18 protein-coding genes are annotated in these 22,923 nt (G+C 72.0%); 6 read left to right on the top strand and 12 right to left on the bottom strand.

What is annotated here, in order from left to right:
- The first annotated feature begins 15 nt into the window (after positions 1-15).
- Complete coding sequence (locus ACIGXX_RS20145) at positions 16-564, top strand: CGNR zinc finger domain-containing protein (RefSeq protein ID WP_351160633.1); 549 nt, start codon at positions 16-18, stop codon at positions 562-564.
- A gap of 187 nt (positions 565-751) precedes the next feature.
- Complete coding sequence (locus tag ACIGXX_RS20140; RefSeq protein WP_399977364.1) at positions 752-4,036, top strand: S8 family serine peptidase; 3,285 nt, start codon at positions 752-754, stop codon at positions 4,034-4,036.
- A 146-nt stretch (positions 4,037-4,182) separates the two neighbouring features.
- Here ACIGXX_RS20140 and ACIGXX_RS20135 read toward each other — a convergent pair whose 3' ends face one another.
- From ACIGXX_RS20135 to ACIGXX_RS20125, 3 genes are all read right to left on the bottom strand, one after another.
- The gene (locus ACIGXX_RS20135) at positions 4,183-5,118 is read right to left on the bottom strand and encodes a molybdopterin-dependent oxidoreductase (RefSeq protein ID WP_351164497.1); all 936 of its coding nucleotides are present in this window, start codon (positions 5,116-5,118) and stop codon (positions 4,183-4,185) included.
- A 107-nt stretch (positions 5,119-5,225) separates the two neighbouring features.
- Positions 5,226-5,972, bottom strand: a complete 747-nt coding sequence (locus ACIGXX_RS20130; protein ID WP_399977359.1) for a hypothetical protein — start codon at positions 5,970-5,972, stop codon at positions 5,226-5,228.
- A gap of 2 nt (positions 5,973-5,974) precedes the next feature.
- Positions 5,975-6,511 (bottom strand): sigma-70 family RNA polymerase sigma factor, encoded by a 537-nt coding sequence (locus tag ACIGXX_RS20125; protein WP_399977356.1) that lies wholly within the window; start codon positions 6,509-6,511, stop codon positions 5,975-5,977.
- A gap of 195 nt (positions 6,512-6,706) precedes the next feature.
- Between ACIGXX_RS20125 and ACIGXX_RS20120 the strand changes: the two genes are divergently transcribed.
- On the top strand, positions 6,707-7,723 hold the full coding sequence (locus ACIGXX_RS20120) for an aspartate-semialdehyde dehydrogenase (protein ID WP_351164501.1): 1,017 nt from the start codon (positions 6,707-6,709) through the stop codon (positions 7,721-7,723).
- A gap of 52 nt (positions 7,724-7,775) precedes the next feature.
- On the opposite strand, the gene ACIGXX_RS20115 is transcribed toward ACIGXX_RS20120, so the two are convergent.
- A complete protein-coding gene (locus tag ACIGXX_RS20115; RefSeq protein WP_399977351.1) occupies positions 7,776-8,966 on the bottom strand; it encodes an MFS transporter in 1,191 nt (396 codons plus the stop codon).
- Positions 8,967-9,137: 171 nt separating this feature from the next.
- On the opposite strand from ACIGXX_RS20115, the gene ACIGXX_RS20110 reads away from it, so the two are divergent.
- Entirely contained in the window at positions 9,138-10,049 is a 912-nt protein-coding gene (locus tag ACIGXX_RS20110) for a LysR family transcriptional regulator (RefSeq protein ID WP_361470180.1), read from the top strand.
- On the opposite strand, the gene ACIGXX_RS20105 is transcribed toward ACIGXX_RS20110, so the two are convergent.
- A complete protein-coding gene (locus ACIGXX_RS20105; RefSeq protein WP_399977346.1) occupies positions 10,046-10,588 on the bottom strand; it encodes a DUF1203 domain-containing protein in 543 nt (180 codons plus the stop codon). The genes ACIGXX_RS20110 and ACIGXX_RS20105 overlap by 4 nt on opposite strands.
- 375 nt (positions 10,589-10,963) lie before the next feature.
- Positions 10,964-12,211 (bottom strand): flavin-dependent oxidoreductase, encoded by a 1,248-nt coding sequence (locus ACIGXX_RS20100; protein WP_351164505.1) that lies wholly within the window; start codon positions 12,209-12,211, stop codon positions 10,964-10,966.
- Positions 12,212-12,438: 227 nt separating this feature from the next.
- Here ACIGXX_RS20100 and pepN point away from each other — a divergent pair, with 227 nt between their 5' ends.
- Complete coding sequence (gene pepN / locus ACIGXX_RS20095; RefSeq protein ID WP_351164506.1) at positions 12,439-15,006, top strand: aminopeptidase N; 2,568 nt, start codon at positions 12,439-12,441, stop codon at positions 15,004-15,006.
- 447 nt (positions 15,007-15,453) lie between these two features.
- Here pepN and ACIGXX_RS20090 read toward each other — a convergent pair whose 3' ends face one another.
- The 3 genes from ACIGXX_RS20090 to ACIGXX_RS20080 all read right to left on the bottom strand — a co-directional run bounded on the left by ACIGXX_RS20090 (position 15,454) and on the right by ACIGXX_RS20080 (position 19,094).
- The gene (locus ACIGXX_RS20090; protein ID WP_361470175.1) at positions 15,454-16,374 is read right to left on the bottom strand and encodes a LysR substrate-binding domain-containing protein; all 921 of its coding nucleotides are present in this window, start codon (positions 16,372-16,374) and stop codon (positions 15,454-15,456) included.
- A 75-nt stretch (positions 16,375-16,449) separates the two neighbouring features.
- The gene (locus ACIGXX_RS20085; protein ID WP_399977341.1) at positions 16,450-17,424 is read right to left on the bottom strand and encodes a DMT family transporter; all 975 of its coding nucleotides are present in this window, start codon (positions 17,422-17,424) and stop codon (positions 16,450-16,452) included.
- A 182-nt stretch (positions 17,425-17,606) separates the two neighbouring features.
- Positions 17,607-19,094 (bottom strand): FAD-dependent monooxygenase, encoded by a 1,488-nt coding sequence (locus ACIGXX_RS20080; protein ID WP_399977338.1) that lies wholly within the window; start codon positions 19,092-19,094, stop codon positions 17,607-17,609.
- A gap of 99 nt (positions 19,095-19,193) precedes the next feature.
- On the opposite strand from ACIGXX_RS20080, the gene ACIGXX_RS20075 reads away from it, so the two are divergent.
- Entirely contained in the window at positions 19,194-19,805 is a 612-nt protein-coding gene (locus tag ACIGXX_RS20075; protein WP_399977335.1) for a TetR family transcriptional regulator, read from the top strand.
- Between the two features lie 106 nt (positions 19,806-19,911).
- Here ACIGXX_RS20075 and ACIGXX_RS20070 read toward each other — a convergent pair whose 3' ends face one another.
- The 3 genes from ACIGXX_RS20070 to ACIGXX_RS20060 are packed head-to-tail and all read right to left on the bottom strand — an operon-like array spanning position 19,912 to position 22,619.
- Positions 19,912-20,151 carry a hypothetical protein gene (locus ACIGXX_RS20070; protein ID WP_351164510.1) on the bottom strand — a complete coding sequence of 80 codons (240 nt, stop codon included), beginning with the start codon at positions 20,149-20,151 and terminating at the stop codon, positions 19,912-19,914.
- A gap of 20 nt (positions 20,152-20,171) precedes the next feature.
- On the bottom strand, positions 20,172-22,382 hold the full coding sequence (gene malQ / locus ACIGXX_RS20065) for a 4-alpha-glucanotransferase (protein WP_399977331.1): 2,211 nt from the start codon (positions 22,380-22,382) through the stop codon (positions 20,172-20,174).
- Positions 22,383-22,619 carry a hypothetical protein gene (locus ACIGXX_RS20060; RefSeq protein ID WP_351164512.1) on the bottom strand — a complete coding sequence of 79 codons (237 nt, stop codon included), beginning with the start codon at positions 22,617-22,619 and terminating at the stop codon, positions 22,383-22,385.
- Positions 22,620-22,923: the final 304 nt, after the last annotated feature.

The following is a 22,923-nucleotide window of genomic DNA, read 5'->3' as shown; positions in this document are numbered from 1 at the left end:
CCTGAAGGGAGCCCCATGTCCGCCGCCCCCCGCGATCCGCGCCCGCTCGTCGGCGAGCCGCTCTCCCTCGACCTGCTCAACACCCGGTGGATGATGGACGGCGCGCGCCAGGATCTGCTGACCCATGTCGACGGGCTCGCCGTCTGGCTCGCCGCCCATGGGCTCGACGACAGGTTCACTGCGGACGAGGCGACGCTGGAGCACGTGCTGCGGGCACGCGACGCGCTCGCGTCCACCGTGGACAGCCCCGACGACCCCGCCGGCATCGCCCGCGTCGACACGATCCTCGGGCACGGGCGCATCCGGGCGACCCTGACCGCGCAAGGGCCGGGCGAGGAGCCCGAGTTCAAGGACCCGACCTGGGGTGCGGCATGGCTGGCGGCCCGTGACTACCTGACGCTCCTCGCCACCGCCCCGGACCGAATCCGCCCCTGCGCGCACGAGGCGTGCATCCTGCACTTCTACGACACCTCGCGGAACGGGACCCGGCGCTGGTGCTCCATGGCCGGGTGCGGCAACCGGGCCAAGGCTTCGCGGCACTACGCGCGGGTGCGTGAGGCGTAGAGAGGTAGAGGCGTAGAGAGGTAGAGGCGTAATCATCCGCTATGTCACCGGTGGCGCATGGCGGGATTACGCCAGCCTCTGATCCTCTCCGGACAACTCTCCCCAAACAGCAGTCACTTACGTAAGGCTGAGCGGTCATCCGGTTCCGGATTCCGGACCTTTTCGACCTTTACGTACAGGGATGCTGATGCACAGATCCAGTGCTAGACGCACGACCCGTCTCGCGATAGCCGTCGGCCTCACCGCCGCGCTCTCCGCCGCCGGGCCCATACCCATGGCCCTCGCGGCCGACGGAGACCCCGGGGGCCAGACCACCCCCAAGTCCGCCGAGAAGAAGCTCGGTTCGGCCGACGCCGATCTCCTCGCGGACGCGAAGGCGGACGGCGAGAAGACCGTCACGATGATGGTCGCCACCGCGCCCGGCGCCACCGAGCAGGTCGCCGACCAGCTCGACGCCGTCAAAGGCGGCTCGGTCGGCCGGACGTACGACAAGCTCGGCTACGTACGCGCCACCGTGCCCACCGCGAAGGCCGAGGCCGCCATCGAGGCCGCCGGCAAGCTGTCGTCGGTGCACGGCATCGACCTGCGGCACGAGATCGAGCTGGACGACCCGACGCCGGCCGCCGACCGCGCCAAGGGCGCGAAGACCGCGGCCGAGGGGACGTTCGCCGGACCCGGCAAGAACACCCCGGCGAAGAACCCGTACAACCCGTCCTTCGAGACGGGCGCCGTCGACTTCGTGAAGAAGCACCCGAAGGCGGACGGCCGGGGCACCACCATCGGCATCCTCGACTCCGGCGTCGACCTGGGCCACCCCGCGCTCCAGAAGACCACCACGGGCGAGCGGAAGATCACCGACTGGGTGACCGCGACGGACCCGATCGTGGACGCGGACGCCACCTGGCGCCGGATGACCAACCCCGTCACGGGCCCCGTCTTCACCTGGGACAGCGAGACGTGGAAGGCCCCCGCGGGCTCCTTCCAGGTCAACCGCTTCCGCGAGTCGGCCACCACCGGCGGTGACGCCAAGGGCGACATCAACCGTGACGGCGACACCACCGACAGCTGGGGCGTGCTCTACGACCCGGCGGCCGGGACGGTCCGGGTCGACCTGAACGACAACAACGACTTCACCGACGACGAGACGATGAAGCCGTACAAGGACGGCCACCAGGTCGCCTACTTCGGCAAGGACGACCCGGCGACCGACGTCGTCGAGCGCGTCCCGTTCGTCGTCGAGATCCGCAAGGACGTGCCGACCGACCCGTACGGCGGCGACTGGGTCGGCAAGAAGGCCGACTTCGTCAACATCGGCGTCATCGAGTCCGAGCACGGCACACACGTCGCGGGCATCACCGCGGCCAACAGCCTGTTCGGCGGCAAGATGAACGGCGCGGCGCCCGGCGCCAAGCTGGTCTCCTCGCGCGCCTGCACCTGGACCGGCGGCTGCACGAACGTCGCGCTCACCGAGGGCATGATCGACCTCGTCACGAAGCGCGGCGTCGACATCGTGAACATGTCGATCGGCGGCCTCCCGGCGCTGAACGACGGCAACAACGCGCGCGCCGAGCTCTACACGCGCCTCATCGACACCTACGGCGTCCAGCTGGTGATCTCCGCGGGCAACTCCGGCCCCGGCGCGAACACCATCGGCGACCCGAGCCTGGCCGACAAGGTCATCTCGGTCGGCGCCTCCATCTCCAAGGAGACGTGGGCCGCCAACTACGGCTCCGCCGTGGAGAAGAAGTACGCGATGATGAACTTCTCCTCGCGCGGTCCGCGCGAGGACGGCGGCTTCGCGCCGGTCATCTCCGCGCCCGGCTCGGCCATCAACACCACGCAGACCTGGCTGCCGGGCTCCCCGGTCGCCGAGGCGGGCTACCAACTGCCCGCCGGTTACTCGATGTTGCAGGGTACGTCGATGGCGTCCCCGCAGGCCGCGGGCGCATCCGCGCTGCTGCTGTCCGCCGCCAAGCGCGAGGACGTCGACCTGACCCCGGCGAAGCTGCGCACGGCGCTGACCTCGACCGCGGACCGCATCAGCGGCGAGCAGGCGTACGCGCAGGGCACCGGCCTGATCAACGTGGTCGACGCCTGGAACGCCATCGAGGACGACGCGAAGGCGCACACGTACACGGTGAAGGCCCCGGTCGACACCGCCCTGGAGCAGGAGCTGAAGAAGCCCGGCACCGGCATCTACGACCGTGAGGGCGGCCTGAAGACCGGCCAGAAGCGGACGTACGACGTCGAGGTCACCCGCACCTCGGGCCCCGACCGCTCCATCCGCCACGAGCTGGACCTGGTCAACAACCACGAGGGCACGTTCAAGCTGCTCGGCAAGGGCGCGGTGACGCTGCCGCTGAACAAGCCGGTCACGGTCAAGGTGCAGGCGAAGGCCAAGTCGGCCGGTGTGCACAGCGCGATCCTGACGGTCGACGACGAGCGCAGCGAGGGCATCGACCAGCAGATCATGTCGACGGTCGTCGTCTCGGCGCCGCTCGCCAAGCCCGCGTACACGTTCTCGGGGTCCGGCTCGGTGCAGCGCAACAGCACCAAGTCGTACTTCGTGACGGTCCCCAAGGGCGCCAAGTCCCTCGAAGTGGCGCTCGGCGGCCTGAAGGACAAGAGCCAGACGCGGTTCATCGCGGTGCACCCGTACGGTGTCCCGGTCGACTCGACGTCGTCGCTCGTCTGCTACCCGAACTACGAGAACCCGGCCAACACCTGCCGCCCCGACCTGCGTTCGTACGCGGACCCGCAGCCGGGCGTGTGGGAGATCGAGGTCGAGTCGCGCAGGACGTCGCCGCTCCTGGACAACCCCTACAAGCTGGACGTCTCGGCTCTGGGTGTCGCCTTCGACCCCGCCGTGCAGACGGTTCCGGAGGCGAAGGTCGGCACGCCGGCGCCCGTCTCCTGGAAGGTGACGAACAACTTCGCCGCGGTGGACGGGAAGCTGAAGGGCGGCCCGCTCGGCTCCGCGAAGGCGGCGAAGCCGTCGATCAAGCAGGGTGAGACGCAGAAGACGACCGTGGTCGTGCCCCAGGGCGCGGAGCGGCTCGACGTCGCGATCGGCTCGACGGCGGACACCGCCGCCGACCTGGACCTGTCGGTCTCGAAGGACGGCGCGGTCGTGGGCTCGTCGGCGGACGGCGACTCGGAGGAGTCGGTCAGCCTCACCAAGCCCGCCGCGGGCACGTACGAGATCCAGGTGGTGGGCTACTCGATCCCGTCCGGCACCACGGCGTACGACTACCGGGACGTCTTCTTCTCGGCCGCGCTCGGCTCGGTGAAGGTCGACGAGTCGGCGTCGGTGAAGCTGGCGAACGGGGCTTCCGCCCAGGTCTCCGCGGAGGTCGCGGCGGACGCGCCCACGACGGAGGGACGTCAGCTGTTCGGTGAGGTCTCGCTCCTGAACGGTCGCGGCACGGTCGCCGGTACCGGCAGCGTGATCATCGAGAAGGTCGCCTCGTAGGGGTCTCTCTGTGAGAGGACGTCTGTGACAGGACGACTGCGACAGGGCATCTGTGCCAGGACGTCGGCCGGGCTGGTCCTCCAGCCCGGCCGACGTGCGTCCGGCCGACGTGCGTCCGGCCGACGTGCGAAGGGGGCGCCGGGCCGCTATCCGGCCTCGACCGCCACCTCGTGCACCGCGTTCCGCGCCCCCGCGAGCGGCTGCACGCGCCCCGCGAGATCCCGCGCCCGGCAGCGGACGCGATGCGGGCCGGGCGCCAACTCTCTGGTGAGACAGAAGCGTTGCCACGTCGGGCCCGGGCCCGGCGCATCCACCACGGCCGCCTCCCAGGCACCCCCGTCGACCGAGATCTCGACGCCCACGATCTCCGTCGCGCTCCACGCCCGGCCGCTCAACTCCACCTTCCCCGCGGCCAGTTCGGCCCCCTCCCCCGGCGCGAACAGCTTGCTGCTCACATCCACCTCCCGCACGGGGCTCGGGGACGCCTCCCCCGGCAGGACGCGGTTGTAGAACCGCGTGGTGAAGACGCCGTCCGACCGCCGGTCCGCCAGGACGATCCGGGTCAGCCACTTCACCGAGTTCGTCCCGAACATCCGCGGCACCACCGCCCGCAGCGGAAACCCGTGCTCGGCTCGGAGCGGCTCGCCGTTCATCCGGTGCGCGAGGAAGACGTCGCCGCGGGCCGTCGGCAGGGGCAGGTCCTTGACGTACGTCAGACCGTCCTGCCCGTGGAAGGACCCCGTGTCCGCGCCCTCGAACCACACGTGCCGCGCCGCGGCCTGTGGCACCGCACGGTCCAGGAGCGCGGCGAGCGGCACCCCCGCCCACTCCACCTGCGCCACCGCCCGCGTCGGCACGTCCGGAGCGAACGGACTCCCGAAGCATTCGTGGAAGGCGGCCAGCCGCTCCGTCCCGAGCGCGAGGACGGCGGCCATGTCCAGGCGCAGCGGCCGCTCGACGAGCCCCTCCACCACCAGGGTCCAGTCCGTGACGTCGATGTCCGGCACGCCCATGTGCTTCCTGACGAAGACGTCGTCGGTCGGCGTGAAGTCGGGTGCGGGGGCGGGCACTTGGGTGGTCATGTAGTAACCATAGGGGCACTTAGACCCTTACATCCAGCGCATTTACTCCTCCATCTGCACAGCCCTCCCCCCTCGGCACCGCCCGTGCCCCGAACCGCCCGTGCCCCTCAGCACCGCATCCCCTCCGCGCGCGGCAGCGCCCGCTCGATCCATGCCCGGTCCTTGGCGATGTCCTTCGCGGTCGTGGACCAGATGTCCGGCGACGCCTCGCCCTTCGCGATGCCGATCAGGGTCCGGTCGCCGGGGCGCAGGCGCGGGTCCACGTCCACGTCCATCACGAACGTGATCTGCTTCTCGCCCCGGCCCGGCTTGTAGTAGCGGGACACGTCCAGGACGATCCGGTCCTGGACGCCGCCGGGGACCGGCTCGACCCGCCTGACCGTGCCCTCCGCGATGAGCCGCGCGCACGCCACGTACCCCTCGGGCGACCGGTCCGCCGAGCCCCCGCTGTCCTCGTCACCCGCGTCCGGCGCTACCCCCTTCGCCGCGTCGGAGTCGCTCCTGGTCATCTCACCCCCGCCCTCCAGCGCCAGCCAGGCGAGACCGCCCACGAGCGAGGCGGCCGCGGCGGCCGCCGCCACACCGAGCGACATCGCGAGGCGCCGCCGCCGGACACCGCCGGGCCGCACCGGGACCACCCGCACCGGCTCCCGCTCCGGAGCCGACAGGGTCCGCCCCACCACCCCCAGGTGCTCCCGGAGCAGTGCGACGTCCGCCACAGCCGCGGCATGCTCCGCCACGGCCTCCGGGTCCCGCCGGGACGCCTCGGGCAGGGGCTCGTCCGTGAGGGCGAGCATCAGGGCGTCGTGGTCGCCGTCGTACTCGTACTCGTACGCGTACTCGTCCTTGGCCACCGTCACACCACCTCGCCCTCGTGCAGCCGCGTCCGCAGCACCCGTACCGCCGTATGCAGCCTGCTCTTGACCGTGCCCTCCGGAATGCCCAGCTCGTCGGCTATCGCCCGCACCGGCAGATCGGCGTAGAAACGCAGGACGACGACCTGCCGCTGGGTGTCGGGCAGCGCGTCCAGGCCCTGCGTCACGGCCATCGAGAGGGCCCGTGACTCCGCCCCGTCCTCGTCCGTCGCCTCCCGCCACAGGACCGCGAGCCGCTCGCCGAGCCGCTCCTGCCTGCGGCGTGCCCGGTGCCAGTCCATGGCGAGGTTCGAGGCGACGACCGCCGCCCACGCGGAGACGTCACGGGGCGCGTCGCGGCCGTCCGCCGCCCGCTCCAGGAGCTTGAGCCTGACCTGCTGGACGCCGTCGGGCAGGTCCGCGTGCGGCACCCCGCCCAGCGCGAGCACCGCCCGCACCCGGTCCTCCTGGGCCGCGTCGAGCGGATCGGACCCTCCCTGTCGGTCCCGTCGGTCCCGTCGCATTCTTCCGCGCAGCAAGACACCCCTCCCGTCCCCGCGTTTCCCCTAGGACGCCGGGGCGGCCCGAAACGTTCGACCGAGGCGGCAGGAATGTGCGCGGGAATGTGACATCCCGAACTTCGGACAATGGATTGGACAAGGCGCCCGTGGACAGACGCATGATGGAACGCACAGGCCAATGCCTATGCCCATGCACATACGGAGGAAGTCCCTGTGAAGGTCGGAATCGTCGGAGCCACCGGTCAGGTCGGCACGGTCATGCGCAAGATCCTCGTCGAGCGGAAGTTCCCGATCGACGAGCTGCGCCTGTTCGCATCGGCCCGCTCGGCCGGCACGGTCCTCGACGGTGTGACGGTCGAGGACGCCTCCACGGCCGACTACAGCGGCCTTGACATCGTCCTGTTCTCGGCGGGCGGTGCCACCTCGAAGGCGCTGGCCGAGAAGGTCGCGTCGCAGGGCCCCGTCGTGATCGACAACTCCTCGGCCTGGCGAATGGACCCCCAGGTCCCGCTGGTCGTCTCCGAGGTCAACCCGCACGCGATCGCGGACCGCCCCAAGGGCATCATCGCCAACCCGAACTGCACGACGATGGCCGCCATGCCGGTCCTGAAGCCGCTGCACCGGGAGGCCGGTCTCACCGCGCTCGTCGTGGCGACCTACCAGGCCGTGTCCGGTTCGGGCGTCGCCGGTGTCGAGGAGCTCTTCGACCAGGTCAAGAAGGTCGGCGACGAAGCGCCGAACCTCACGCACGACGGCTCGGCCGCGGAGTTCCCGGCCCCGAACAAGTACGTCGCGCCGATCGCGTACAACGTCCTGCCGATGGCGGGCTCCATCGTGGACGACGGTCTGAACGAGACCGACGAGGAGCAGAAGCTCCGCAACGAATCCCGCAAGATCCTGGAGATCCCGGCCCTCAAGGTCTCCGGCACCTGCGTCCGCGTGCCGGTCTTCACCGGCCACTCGCTCCAGGTCAACGCCCGCTTCGAGCGTCCGCTGAGCGCCGAGCGCGCCACCGAGATCCTCGCGTCGGCCGAGGGCGTCGTCCTCACGGACGTGCCGACCCCGCTGGTCGCCGCGGGCAAGGACGACTCCTTCGTGGGCCGCATCCGCAACGACGAGACGGCGGAGAACGGCCTGGCCTTCTTCATCTCCGACGACAACCTCCGCAAGGGCGCCGCGCTGAACGCGGTGCAGATCGCGGAGCTGGTGGCCGCCGAGCTCAAGGGCTGAGTCTCAGCTCTTACCTCGTCATACGTACGCCGCTGGGGGCGGGCACCGATCTCTACTCGGTGCCCGCCCCCTTCGCGCACCCCACGACCAGCAGCGCGAGCGCCGCGAGGCCGCCCCCCAGCCACAGCACCTCCGTCGTCCCGAAGCCGTCCGCGACCAGGCCGCCGGTCAGCGCGCCCAGGGCGATCGCCGCGTTGAACACCCCGGCGAAGAGCGCCGACGCCGCCTCACGGGCGCCGGGGGCCGCGGCGAGCACCCAGTGCTGGGTGGAGACGGAGACCCCGCCGTAGGCCAGGCCCCACGCGACGAGGAGCGCCACCGATGCGACGAGCGAGCCGCCCGCGGGCCCGAGCAGCAGGACCACGGCGGTCAGCCCGGCCGAGATGGCGAGCAGCGCCCGGCGCGGATCGCGGGCCGCGAGCGCGCCGCCCGCGAAATTGCCGACGATGCCCGCGATCCCGTACACGAGGAGCAGCCCGCTGATCAGCCCGGCGCCCAGGTCGGGCACTCGCTCCAGGACGGGCCGGACGTAGGTGTAGGCCGCGAAGTGTCCGGTCACCAGAAGCAGCACCACCAGCAGCCCCGCCCGCAGCCGCGCTCCCCGCAGCAGCCCGGGGAACGTGCCGAGCCGTACGGCCGCCGAAGCGGGCAGCGGCGGAAGCACCGCAGCGAGCAGCCCGGCGACCGCGAGCGCGAACGCCCCCATCACCGCGAACGCCCAGCGCCAGCCCGCGAGTTCGCCGAGGAACGTACCGGCGGGGACGCCGAGCACGGATGCCACCGCGATCCCGCTGAAGATCACCGTGGTGGCCCGCCCCGCGGCCTCCTCCCGCACGAGCCGTACGCCGAGCCCGGCCGCGATCGCCCACACGCCCCCGATGCAGACCCCCACGAGCACCCGCGCGGCGAGCAGCACGCCGAAGGCGGGCGCGAGCGCGGCCAGGAGGTTGGCGGCGGCGAGCAGGACCATCAGCGCGCACAGCACCGTCCGCCGGTCGGCACGCCGCACGGCCACCGGCAGGAGGAGCGCGGCGAGCGCCGCGACGACGCCGGGCAGCGTGACGGTCAGGCCCGCGGTCCCGTCGGAGACGCCGAGCCCGGAGGAGAGGGAGGTGAGGAGGCCGACCGGCAGCATTTCCGTGGTGACGACGGAGAAGGTGGCGGCGGCGACGGTGAGGACGGAGAGCGGCAGGCGGCGCCGCGGCTCGGCGAGTTCAGGGAGTGTGTGCGGGGTGGCGTTCATGGGGTCAAGCCTTCGCCGGGCGCCCGCGGGGAACAACGGCGAAGATCTCATCCTTGAATGAGCGAGGCTCATCGATGCGTGAATGCGTGAATGCGTGGATGCGTGGATGCGTCGTTGCGTCGTTGCGTCGTCGCCTCGTTGCGAAGGCTCATGGTCGAGGGAGTGTGCGGGTTGAGCGGGCTTGAGATACGGGAGCTGGAGTGCTTCATCGCGCTCGCCGACGAGCTGCACTTCGGCCGTGCGGGCGAGCGGCTCTACGTGTCGCAGAGCCGCGTCAGCCAGTTGCTGCGCGACCTGGAGCGGCGGATCGGCACGCGGCTCGTGGAGCGGTCGAGCCGGCGGGTGCGCCTGACTCCGGCGGGCGAGCGGTTCCTGGCCGAACTGCGCCCGGCGTACGAGAGGTTGAGCGCCACGGTGGACGCGGCGCGGGAGTCGGCGCGGGGTGTCACGGGGCGGCTGCGGATCGGCTTCCAGGGGACGGCGGACGCGCGCCTGATGGGGGCGATCGCCGACTTCCAGGAGCGGCATCCGGGGTGTGTGACGGAGATCGTGGAGGTGCCGTTCGCGGATCCCTTCGGGGCGGTGCGGCACGGGGACGTGGACACGGCGATCGTGCTGCTGCCGGTCGAGGAGCCGGACCTGGTGCTCGGCCCGCTCTTCTCCCGCCAGCAGCAGACGGTCGCGGTGTCGGTACGCCATCCCTTCGCGGGCCGCGGGTCGCTGGACGCGGCCGAGCTGGCGGGGCTGCCGCTGATCTCCGCGACGGCTCCGGCCCCCGCGTACTGGCGCGCGGCGCAGGCCCCCTCGCCCGTCCCCGCACCGGAGGTGCGCACCCTCCAGGAGGGCCTGACGCTGGTCGCGGCCGAGCGGGGGGCGATGCTGCTGTGCCGCCCCACCGCGGAGTACCACGGCCGGCGTGACGTCACGTTCGTGCCGGTGGAGGGGGTGCCGGACTCGGTGCTCGGGATGGTGTGGCGGCGGGACGGGGAGACGGAGCGGGTGCGGGCGTTCGCGCGGGCGGTGGGGGCAGGGGGCTCGGTGGGCTCGGTGGGCTCGGTGGGCTCGGTCGGGACGCTCGCCTAAGGGCGGCGGACCTCGAAGTGGAAGCAGCCGTACTCGACGGCCCTGACGTGCACGAGGGCTACGTCCGGGTCGGCGAAGGCCTCCGCGAAGGCGGCGTCGAAGCCTTCCGTGGCCGGGTCCGGGATCTCCATCAGGCGACCGCCGACGATGTGGCCTTCGGCGTTGTAGCGGCGCAGGGTGCGGAGGGCTCCGGGGCGGGCGAAGGGGTAACCCTGCCCGGGGGTGGGGCCCCCGCAGTCCTGCGCGTGGATGAAGACGGGGCCCTGCTCGTCGTAGGCACCGGGGGTGGCACCGGTCTCCGCGGCCCAGCGGCGCAGGGGCGCGTACGAGACGAGGGCGACGCGTTCGCCGGGGGCGGTGGGGCGCAGGCAGCAGCGGAGGGGGTCGCCGCCTTCCGTGTCCACGTAGGGGGTGCAGGGGCGGGCGGCGTCGTCTGTGATGCGGAGTTGGGCGAGGGCGGTGGGGGTGATGGGGAGCGGGGCGTAGGTCGTGGTTGTGGTCGTGGTTGGGGATGTGGTCGTGGTTGGGGTTGCGTTCATGTTCCGAGGGTCGCGCGTGCGGGTGGGTGGGGGCTGGCGGGTTTCAGACGTTGCTCTTCCCCAACCCCGCCCCTTCCCGAAAACCCGCTCTGGCGCGGGGGCCTTGGTGGCCGTCCATCACCGGCTCCGCCGAGTTCGTCCTCAAACGCCGGACGGGCTGGAGATCCAGCCCTCCGGCGTTTGAGGAGCGGGGGTCCGGGGGCGGAGCCCCCGGGTCTGTGGCCGGAGCGGGTGCCCACCCAGGGTCCGGCCCCCGGGCTGTATTTCAGCCCCTCCGGCGTGTGAGGAGCGGGGTCTGGGGCGGAGCCCCAGGTAGGCCCCCGCGCCAGAGCGGGTTTGTGGGAAGGGGTGGGGTTGGGGATCAAACAAAGACCGCTACCAAAGCCCCCGCATACGCCGATACCCCTCCCCCAAACCCCCCAACTCCTCCCCCGTCAGGACATCCTCCACCCGCACGAACCCCTCCGGCGCCCTCTCCGCCACCGCCCGCAGCACCTCGTCCACCGGCATCGCCCGGTTGGCCAGGGCCACGGCGTTGGCGGGGCCCCACCTCTCCGCCTCGTACGCCCGCAGGCCGCTCACCCGGTCCGCCCCGGCATGAGCCACGCACCGCGCGAGCACCCGCGCGTCAAGGACCGCCTCCGAACCCCCGCTCGACCCCACGGGGTACATCGGATGCGCCGCGTCGCCCAGCAGCGTCACGGGGCCGCGGCCCCACCACGGCAGGGGGTCGCGGTCCACCATCGGGTACTCCAGGATCCGGCTCCTCGCCCCGGTCGCGGCAAGGAGCGCGGGCACGTCCAGGTCCCCGATCCGCCAACCCGAGAAGTGCGGAAGGACATCGGACAGGCGGCCCGAGCGGTTCCAGTCCACCGGGCCCGGCGCCCCGTGGTGATGTCTCGGAAAGCGCACCTCCGCCACCCAGTTGAGCAGCGCACGCCCCCGCGTCTCCGCCTCCCGCGAGATCGGGTAGACGACGAGCTTCACGGTCGCGTTGCTGCCCGCGAACGCCATCGTCCGGCCGCCGAGCACCGGGTCCCACTCGGTGACGCCCCGCCACATCCGGATGCCGTTCCACAGCGGCGGGCCCTCGCCGGGGTGCAGCCGGGCCCGCACCGCCGAGTACAGCCCGTCGGCGCCGATCAGGGCCCGCACCGGCACCGCGAACTCCCGCCCGCGCCGCACGTCCCGCAGGGTCACCCGCAGCGCCCCCGAGCCCTCCGGCTCGGCGTACCGCACGAAGGCCGTACCGGTCTGGACAGCGTTGTCACCGAGGCGGTCGCGCACCGCGTCGAGGAGGATCAGCTGGAGCGCGCCGCGGTGCAGGGAGTACTGCGGCCAGTGGTGGCCGCGGGCGAGGCCGAGGGGCTCGCCCCAGATGTGGTTGCCGTGCCGGTCGAAGTGGACCGTCTCGGCGGTCGGCACGGCCGTGGCCGCCAGCTCGGCGCCCAGGCCCAGGTCCGTCAACTCCCGTACCGCGTGCGGCAGAAGGTTGATGCCGACCCCGACGGGCCGCAGCGCGTCCACCGCGTCGATGACCCGCACCCCGATGCCCGCCGCGTGCAGGCTGAGCGCGGCGGTCAGGCCGCCGATGCCCGCTCCCGCGACGAGTACGTCGATCATGCGGCGCACCTCGCGCCACGTAATCGCGGTAATCGCGGTAGTCGCCGTGACCGTCTGAGTCCCATGGACGCTCCCCCCGGGGCGTGTGTCGACGCGCGGATGCTAGCGGCACGGCAGCCCGCGAACAATGCCGCATGACGGTCCTCGGACAATGCCCGGCCCCGTCCGCTGACCCACGTGGAAGGATGGCTGGAAACGCCACAAGTCGTACCTGAGGAGATGAACGCGTGCCCGGCACCAATCTGACCCGCGAAGAGGCGCAGCAGCGGGCGAAGCTGCTCACCGTTGACTCGTACGAGATCGATCTCGACCTCTCCGGCGCGCAAGCGGGCGGCACCTACCGGTCGGTGACCACGGTGCGCTTCGACTCCGCCGAGGCGGGCGCCGAGACGTTCATCGACCTGGTCGCCCCCGCGGTCCACGAGGCCGTCCTGAACGGCCGCTCGCTGGACGTGGCCGCCGTCTTCCGTGACTCGCGCATCGCGCTGAAGCACCTGGAGGCGGGGCCGAACGAGCTGAAGGTCGTCGCCGACTGCGACTACACCAACACGGGCGAGGGCCTGCACCGGTTCGTCGACCCGGTCGACGAGCAGGCCTATCTCTACACGCAGTTCGAGGTCCCGGACGCGCGCCGTGTCTTCGCCTCGTTCGAGCAGCCCGATCTCAAGGCGACGTTCCAGTTCACCGTGAAGGCGCCGTCCGGCTGGACGGTCGTCTCGAATTCGCCGACGCCCGAGCCCAGCGGTGATGTCTGGGTCTTCGAGCCGACGCCGCGGATGTCGACGTACATCACGGCGCTCATCGTCGGTCCGTATCACTCGGTCCACAGCTCGTACGAGGGTCCTGGCGGCCAGTCGGTTCCGCTCGGCATCTACTGCCGTCCCTCGCTCGCCGAGTTCCTCGACTCGGACGCGATCTTCGAGGTGACGCGGCAGGGCTTCGACTGGTTCCAGGAGAAGTTCGACTACGCGTACCCCTTCGCCAAGTACGACCAGCTCTTCGTGCCGGAGTTCAACGCGGGCGCGATGGAGAACGCGGGAGCGGTGACCATCCGCGACCAGTACGTGTTCCGTTCGAAGGTGACGGACGCGGCGTACGAGACGCGCGCGGAGACCATCCTCCACGAGCTGGCCCACATGTGGTTCGGCGACCTGGTGACGATGGAGTGGTGGAACGACCTCTGGCTGAACGAGTCGTTCGCGACGTACACGTCCATCGCCTGCCAGGCGTACGCGGAGAACTCGCGCTGGCCGCACTCCTGGACGACGTTCGCCAACTCCATGAAGACGTGGGCGTACCGCCAGGACCAGCTGCCGTCGACGCACCCGATCATGGCGGACATCCGTGACCTCGACGACGTCCTGGTCAACTTCGACGGCATCACGTACGCCAAGGGCGCGAGCGTCCTGAAGCAGCTGGTGGCGTACGTCGGCATGGACGAGTTCTTCCGGGGCGTGCAGGCGTACTTCAAGGCGCACGCGTTCGGGAACACGCGCCTGTCCGATCTGCTCGGTGCCCTTGAGGAGACCAGCGGGCGCGACCTGAAGACGTGGTCGAAGAAGTGGCTGGAGACGGCGGGCATCAACATCCTGCGTCCGGTGGTGGACGTGGACACGACGGGCAAGATCACGTCGTTCGCGGTGAAACAGGAGGCCCCGGCGCTGCCCGCCGGCGCGAAGGGCGAACCGACACTGCGCCCGCACCGGATCGCGATCGGCCTGTACGACCTCGACGAGGAGAGCGGCAAGCTGCTGCGCACGGACCGCGTGGAGCTGGACGTGGACGGCGAACTGACGGCGGTGGACGCGCTGGTGGGCCGTGAGCGCCCGGACGTGATCCTCCTGAACGACGACGACCTCTCGTACGCGAAGGTGCGCATGGACGCGGAGTCCCTCGCCTTCGTGACGGAGCACATCGGTGACTTCGAGGCGTCGCTGCCGCGTGCGCTGTCGTGGGCGTCGGCGTGGGACATGACGCGGGACGCGGAGCTGCCCACGCGCGACTACCTCTCGCTCGTCCTCTCCGGCATCGCCAAGGAGTCGGACATCGGGGTCGTGCAGTCCCTGCACCGCCAGGTGAAGCTGGCGCTCGACCTGTACGCGGCGCCGGCCGGGCGTGCCGAGGCGCTGGCCCGCTGGACCGAGGCCACGCTCTCGCACCTCCGCTCGGCGGAGCCGGGCAGCGACCACCAGCTGGCGTGGGCGCGGGCGTTCGCGGCGACGGCACGCACGGAGGAGCAGCTGACGCTCCTGGAGGACCTCGTCTCGGGCAAGCAGTCGATCGAGGGCCTCGCGGTGGACACGGAGCTGCGCTGGGCCCTCGTGCACCGGCTCGCGTCGACGGGCCGGCTCGACGAGGCCGGGATCACGGCGGAGCTGGACCGCGACAAGACGGCCGCGGGCGAGCGGCACGCCGCCGCGGCGCGGGCGGCGCGGCCCACGCCGGAGGCGAAGGCGGAGGCATGGGCCTCGGTCGTGGAGTCCGACAAGCTCCCGAACGCGATCCAGGAGTCCGTGATCGGCGGCTTCGTCCAGACGGACCAGCGCGAACTCCTCGCTCCGTACGCGGAGAAGTTCTTCGCGGCGGTCAAGGGGGCGTGGGACTCGCGCTCGCACGAGATGGCGCAGCAGATCGCGGTGGGCCTCTACCCCTCGCTCCAGGTGTCCCGGTCCACGCTGGACGCGACGGACGCGTGGCTGGCATCCGCCGACCCGTCGGCGGCCCTCCGCCGTCTGATCACGGAGTCCCGAGCAGGCATCGAACGAGCCCTGCGGGCGCAGGCGGCGGACGTGTAGTCCGGGCTGCGCGTTGCGCCGGCGGCGGGCTGCGGCACATGTGGTCTGCCGCAGCCCCCGCAGCCGCGGGACGGCTGCCCCTTTCCCTTCCCGCGCTGCGCGCGGACCTTTCCCACCCACCCACCCGAGCACCCCGCAGCAACGGGGCCCGCGCGAAAAGGGCAATCGGGCAGGCGGGAGAGATCCGCGCGCAGCGCGGGAAGACCGGTGGCGGCCCGCAGACAAACACCCGGCCACCATGCGACCGCCGGGCAATCGGGCGGGCGGGCGGGAGAGACCCGCGCGGAGCGCGGCAAGGCCGGACACGACCCGCAGACGAAGACCCGGCCACCATGCGGCTGTGGGGCGCGGGGGAGACATCCGCGCGCAGCGCGGGAAGGCCGGCGGCTCGCAGGCGAAGACCGGGCCACCGAAGCCGCGGCGCGCCCCCGGCGCAGAGGGGAGCCCCTATTCCGCCCCCGCCCCCCGCGAGGGAACCGCCGCCCGAAGCGCCGACAAGACCCTGCTGACCCCCGCACCCCCGGCGGCCCCCCGCCGCACCGCCGCCACCACATGGCGGCGGGGCCGGTCGGCGGAGAGTTCTCGCATCACCACGCCGTCACGGCGGACCGCCGCCATCCGCGGGACCAGGGCCACCCCCATCCCCGCCTCCACCATCGCCAGGATCGCCGTCCAGCCGGAGGCGGAATGCGCCTGCTCCGGCGTGAACCCGGCCCCCTCGCACGCCGCCCGCGTGATCTCCGACCAGGGACCGCTGCCCCCGAAGATCCACGGCTCCCCGGCCAGGTCGGAGAGGCGGAGCCCCTCGGCCTCCGCCAGCGCGTGGTCCCCCGGGAGTGCCACGTCCAGTGGGTCCGCGAGGAGCGACTCCCGCGTGAAGCGCGTGTCCGCGTCCGCAGCCGCGGGCGCCGTCACCGCCAGCGAAAGGGCCACGTCCACCTCCCCCGCGGCCAGCAACTCGTACGCCTCCGCCGCCTCCACCTCACGCACCCGCACCGAGATCCCCGGCGCCGCCGCCCGCAGCTCCCGCACCGCGGGGACGACGAGCGCGGGCACCGCCGTGGAGAAGGCCCCGACGCGTACCTCCCCCGCCTCGCCCTGCGCGTACGCAGCCAACTCCGCGTCGGCCAGCTCCAGTTGGGCGAAGACCGCCTCCGCGTGCCGGAGCACGAGATGCGCCGCGTCCGTCAGGCGCACCCGGCGGCCGTGCGCCTCAAGGAGCGGCACCCCCAGCTGCTTCGCGAGGTTGGACAGCTGCTGTGACACCGCCGACGGCGTCATCTGCAGCGTCCGCGCCGTCGCCGTGACCGTGCCCCGCTCGCTCAACGTACGCAGGATCTGCAGCTTCTTGATGTCCCACTCGCTCATGGAGTCAACGTACCGACTGGTCAGGAGAGGTTTTCCCACCGGCCGCACCAGACCCACGGGCCGCACCGGACGCCCCTACTTCTTCGCACGCGCCGCGCCCAGCACGACCCCGCCCAGGATCAGCCCCATGCACATCACCTGGAGCCACCCCATCGCCTCGCCGAGCACCGCGAATGAGAGCAGGGCGACGCACACCGGCTGGAGGTAGTAGATGACCCCGGCGCGGGCGGCGCCGATGATCGAGATCGCCTTGTTCCAGGCGAAGAAGGCGATCGCGGACGAGACGACACCGACGTACAGGAGCGGGGAGACCGTCCCGACGGTCGGCGTGAAGCCGCCCTGCAGCACGAAGCTGGCCACGAACACCGGAAGCAGCATCAGCGCGCCGAGCATGAACGTCGCGAAGAGGAACGGCAGTCCGCCGATCTCGGCGGGCTTGCGCTTGAGCAGTGCGCTGTACGAGCCGAAGGAGACGGCCCCCGCGATCACCCACAGGTCGCCCACCGCGAAGTCCATGGAGAGCGATCCCCCGGAGACAAGGACCAGGACGCCCGCGCAGGCGATCAGCATGCCCGTCACCCGGCGCGCCCCGAGCCTCGCGCCGCCGAGGCGTTCGTACACCGCCATCAGGACCGGCGACGCCGCCATGATCATGCCCATGTTGCCCGCGGTGGTGGTCACGCCCGCCTGGTTCACCAGGGTGTTGTAGACGGTGACGCCGAGGAGGGAGGCCAGGAGCAGGAAGCCGATGTGCTTGCGGAGCAGGGCCCGCTGCCGCCACGTCCGGCGCGCCGCGAACGGCGCCACCGCCACGATCGCGATGATCCACCGCCAGAACGCGTGCTGAATGGGCGGCACGCTGTCGGCCAGCGCACGCGAGGTGACGAAGCTGCCCGACCAAACGACGGTGGCGAGCGCCGCCAGGGCGAGGCCGAGGCCGATGGGGCCCGCGGCCCGCTGCCTCTTGCTCGCCGCCGCCGTCGGCACCGCTGTCGGCACCGACGGCACCGCCGCGGTGTGGATGGGGGTCGTCCGGTCCAGGACAGTCACTGATATCCCTTTTCTCTCTCCCGATCGGCCCGGGAAAACACGAGCCCCGCCGAGGTGGGCACCACCGGCGGGGATCTCTTGGCTGATCTCTTGGTTGGTTGCGGGACTACCGTCGCACCCCCACACTCATCAGGTCCATCGAATCTTTTCGAGGATTCTTTGAAGTTATTCTGAAAGATTACCTATCGAACGATCCGCGCGAGGGCCGCCCGGACCTCCCCCGCGTCCGCCTCGTCGGCCGCCCACGCCACGTACCCGTCGGGGCGGACGAGGACGGTCGTACGCCGGCCACTCGCCCAGCGCGTCACGACCGCACGCCCCGCGTCGTACTCCGCGCCCACCGGAGCGATCAGCACGAACTTGCCCGCGCGCAGAGCCTCGTAGAGCCGCCCCTCCTTGAGCGCGACGTCCGGGGCGCGGTGCCCGGTCAGGCGGTGGGCCCCCTTCGGGGCGGGATAGGTGTAGCCGATGCCGGTGATCTGGCCGATCGCCTTGTCGCGGATCGGGGTCACGGCGCCGATGAAGGACGCGAGCACGGCGCGGGCCGCGATCGACCACGGGCGCTTGGCCATCGCGAGCCGCACGATCCCGCCACTGCTGCGCAGGACCGCCTTGCCGATGGGGTGCCGCTCGGACTGGTAGGTGTCCAACAGGCCTTCAGGGGCCCGGCCCTCGACCGCCGCCACCAGCTTCCAGCTCAGGTTCACGGCGTCCTGCAGGCCGGTGTTCATGCCCTGGGCGCCCGCCGGGGTGTGCACGTGCGCGGCGTCCCCGGCGAGGAAGACCCGGCCGACCCGGTAGGCGGGCGCCTGCCGCTCGTCGCTGTGGAAGCGGGACATCCAGCGGGCGTCGTGCATGCCGTAGTCACGGCCGAGCGCGAGGCGGGTGATCTCCTTGACCTCTTCGAGGTCGAGGGGCTCGCTGTCGGGGACGTTGTGGGCGCGGTTCCAGCCGATGACGCGGTAATAGCCGTCGGCGAAGGGCGCGATGAAGGCGAAGGCGTCACCGGCGGCGTTCACGGTGAGGACCGAGGCGGGCTTCTCGGCGAGCTTCACGTCGGCGAGGACGAGCGAGCGGATGACGGACTTCCCGGGGAAGGGCAGGCCGATCGCCTTGCGGACCGGGCTGTGCAGTCCGTCGGCGCCGACCGCGTACGCGGCCCGCAGCGTGCTCGACCCGCCGCCGGGACCCCGGACTTCGAGGCTCACGCCGTCCGCGTCCTGGGTGAGCCCGGTGACCTCGCTCTCGTACCGGAAGTCGACGCCGGCCGCGATCGCCCGCCGTTCGAGGACCCGCTCCACCTCGTACTGCGGCAGGACCAGGAGGTGGTTGTAGCGCGAGGGCAGCTTGTCCAGGCCCACCTCCAGGCGGCCGAAGAGGCGCAGGCGGTCCAGCGCCTTGCCCTTGGCCTCCAGTTCGTCGGCGAGGCCGCGCGCGTCGAGCTGTTCGAGGGTGCGGGCGTGCAGCACCAGGGCGCGCGAGAGGTTGCTGATCCCGTGCGGCCGCTTCTCCAGCAGGGTGACCCGGATGCCCGCGGCCGCCAGGTCCCCGGCGAGCAGCAGTCCGGTGGGGCCGGAGCCGACGACGATCACTGCGGGGCCCGCGGCGCCGGTCGGGTCCTGGGTCGCACCCTGAGTCGTGTCCTGAGTCGTGCCCTGGGTTCCGTTCATGGCGGCCTCCTAGTGCCAACAACTGTTGGTCAACGCTTGTTGGCTAACGTAGAGCCGACGTCATGGACTGTCAACACATGTTGGCCTACACTTGTTGGCATGACTGAAAGCGCACCCGATCCAGCGAACGAACCGGCGAACGAACCTGCCGCCGCGCCACCCCGCCGCTCCGACGCGACCCGCGGCGCGATCCTCGCCGCCGCCCGCGAGCGGTTCGCCGCCGACGGCTACGAGCGCGCCACCATCCGCGCCATCGCCAAGGACGCGCGGATCGATCCGTCGATGGTGATGCGCTATTACGGCAACAAGGAGGGCCTGTTCGCCGCGGCCGTCTCCATCGATCTGCGGCTGCCCGATCTCACCACGGTGGCGCGCGAGGACATCGGGCGCGCCCTGGTGACGCACTTCCTCGACGTCTGGGAGAACGACGGGGTCCTGACCGCGATGCTGCGCGTCGGCATCACGAACACGGCGGGCGCCGAGCGCATGCAGGGGATCTTCAGGGACCAGCTGCTGCCGGTCGCGCGCCGCGTCTGCCCCGATCCCGCCGACGCCCCCGCGCGGGCCGGGCTCTGCGCCTCACAGATCCTCGGCATGGCGCTGACCCGCTATGTGCTGCGGTTCCCGCCCGCGGTCGCGCTGTCCGGCGCGGAGCTGGCGGACTGGGTCGGGCCGACGGTCCAGCGCTACCTCACGGCCGAGCGGCCGTGAGGGCATGCCGCCACCCGACGTACGCGCAGGGGGCCCTCCGTCGGCACGCACGCATGCGTACGTCGACGAAGAGCCCCCTACGGAGAACTCTTGAAGCGGAGTGGCGTCAGCCCTTCTTCTCCTGCTTGCGGGTCTTGTCACCGACCATGACGAGGCCCGCGATCACCAGGAACAGCACGATGGGCGCCGCGACATAGAGGCCGAGCGTGTCGATCACGCTCAGGCCGGGACCCGGGTCGTCACCGTCGTCGCGCGTGAGCGCGAGCGCGGGGGACGACATGAGCAGCATCATCAGCGTCGTACCGGAAGCCAGGGCGCCGGCGCGCAGGGCGTTCTTCTTGTCCACGGTGCCAACGTAGCGAACTGCTAAACGGGCCGCGCGCCCGGGGGTGCCGTACGGGGTCTCCCGCGGGTGCGGAACACGTCCATGAACGCGTGCAGGCGCGGTGAGGCGGCGAGTTCCTCCAGGGTGACGGGGCGCCCCTCGGCGTCGGCGATGGGCAGCCGCCAGTTGGGGTATTGGTCCCAGGTGCCGGGGAGGTTCTGCGGGCGGCGGTCGCCGACCGCGTCCGGCAGCCAGACGCCGACCATGCGGGCCGGGGTGGCGAGCAGGAAGCGGTGGACGGCGCGGATCTCCTCCTGCTCGTGTCCACCGCCGCCGGGCAGCATCCCGAGGCGGGAGAGCAGCGCGAGCCACTCCGACACGTCGGCCGCGGCCTCGGCCTGCTCGACGGCCACGGGGCGGGTCAACAGGCCGAGCCGGTCGCGGAGTTGGACGTGCTCGCCGGTGATGCGGGCCGCGGTGGACGGCAGGTCGTGGGTGGTGGCGGTGGCCAGGCAGTCCGCGCGCCACCGCTCGGGCGGCAGCGGGCGCCCCGTGCCGGTCCAGTCCCGCTCGAACCAGAGCACGGAGGTGCCCAGCACGCCGTGCCGCTGGAGGGTCTCGCGGACGCCGGGCTCCACGGTGCCGAGGTCCTCGCCGATGACGAGGGCGCCCGCGCGGTGCGCCTCCAGGGCGAGGATCGCGAGCATCGCGTCGGCGTCGTACCGGACATACGTTCCCTCGGTGGGCGCGCGGCCTTCGGGTACCCACCAGAGCCGGAAGAGCCCCATCACGTGGTCGATGCGGATCGCGCCCGCGTGCCGGAGCAGTCCGCGCAGGAGGGCGCGGTAGGGGGCGTACCCGGACTCGGCGAGGCGGTCGGGGCGCCAGGGCGGAAGGCCCCAGTCCTGGCCGCGCGCGTTGAACGCGTCCGGCGGGGCGCCCGCCGACATGCCCGCCGCGAAGTGCCGCTGCTGCGCCCAGGCGTCGGCTCCTGCCGGGTGCACGCCCACCGCGAGGTCGTGCACGAGGCCGATGTCCATGCCCGCGTCGCGTGCGGAGCGCTGCGCGGCGCCGAGTTGGGCGTCGGTGAGCCAGGCGAGACGGCAGTGGAAGTCCACCCGGTCCATCAACTCGCGGCGGGCGCGGGAGGTCTGGGGTGATGCGGGGTCGCGCAGGGGTTCGGGCCAGGTGTGCCAGTCGGGGCCGTGCCGCTCGGCCAGCGCGTACCACGTGGCGTGGTCCTCGAGGGCTTCGCCGTGCTCGGCGAGGAAGTCGTTGTAGGCGGCGCGGCGTCCGGGGCCGAGCGGGACCTCGCGGATCAGCTCCAGGGCCTTGAGCTTGAGCGTCCAGACCGCGTCACGGTCGATCAACTGGCCCTGCTGGAGTACGGATTCGCGCAGCGCGGCGGCTCGGCGCGTGAGGTGGGCGGCCAGGTCGCGGGCCTCGCCGTCCAGGTGGGCGTACTCGGGAACGTCCTCGACGCGGAGGTGGACGGGGTCGGGGAAGCGGCGCGACGAAGGGCGGTACGGAGAGGGGTCGGACGACCCGTCCAGCGGCTTCGGAACCGCCGCGTGCAGGGGATTGACCTGTACGAATCCCGCACGCAGGGCCCGCCCGGACCAGGCGGCGAGCTCGGCCAGGTCCCCGAGGTCGCCCATGCCCCAGGAGCGGCGGGAGAGGAGGGAGTAGAGCTGGACGAGCACTCCGTACGTCTTCTCGCGCGGGGGCGGCAGGCGGTACGGGGCGACGATCAAGTGGGCGGTGGCCGCGTGGGCTTCGGGGCCCGGCGTCGTGGCCCGCAGCGTGTGCACGCCCAGGGGCAGCGCGCCGTCCGGGGAATCCGCGCCCGGCGGGACCTCGTCCGGCCCGGGCGACTCCCACTCCAGCCGCTCCCCCCACTCCGTCTCCACGCACACCCGCGTGCCCGGCGGCAGCCCTGACCACGGCGGGGGCGCCGGAGGGCCGCCCTGCCACACCACCACCGTCGGTGGCAGCAGCCGGGCGCTCAGCTCCGTCTCACGGGCCGTGAGGGCGCGCCGCACCGCCTCGGGGGTGCTCGCGTCCACGTCGAGGGCGGCCAGGGCCGCGATCACCGCGGCGTCGGTGGCCGGAACCGTTCGGTCCGGGGACGGGGAGTAAGAGGTCGCCACGCCGTGCAGGGCCGCGAGGCGGGAAAGTCCGGTGGGGCCGGTGGGGCCGGTGGTGGTTCCGGTGGGTCCGGTGGTGGGTCCGGTCGCTCCGGGTGGGGCCATTTAGACCCCCATGTAGGCCAGGCCCGACGCGGTGCCGGTGGAGGTCGGCTCGCTGGTCAGCGGGGCGGCGTCGGCGAGCGGAGGCTCGCTGGTCAGGGGTGCGGCGTCGGCCAGCGGGGGCTCGCTGGTCAGGGGCGGCTCGAGGCAGCCGCAGGCGCAGGATCCGTCGAGACCGGAGTCAGGACCGGAGACCTGTTTGGAGAGAGCGGAGAGGAGGAGGTTCGCGGAAGCGGGCACGTAAGGCTCCAATGTCAGGGGGCAGGTCTTCGGCAGCCCTACCCAGTGCGCGGGATCGCAGACATATCCGTTGTATGAACGTGCGCGCACTCACATTCGTTTCCCTGAGTGGGGGTCCGGACGCAAGATCTTCCTTTCCCCCGGGTCTGCGTCCCTTCCCGCATCCGGGGAGTTCATTCCAGCCCCGTCGGCGCCGGAGGGCGAATCCGCCAATGTCACAGGGAAGAAAACCCCCACAACACCCACGCCCGTTGACACCCCCACCACGCGAGTGGTGGGCTCAGTGACACCCTGAGACAACCAG

It is taken from the genome of Streptomyces sp. NPDC055243 (assembly GCF_044544025.1).
GTDB lineage: Bacteria > Actinomycetota > Actinomycetes > Streptomycetales > Streptomycetaceae > Streptomyces.
The sequence above is the reverse complement of the archived record's forward strand: the minus strand, read 5'-3'. Positions and strand labels throughout refer to the sequence as shown.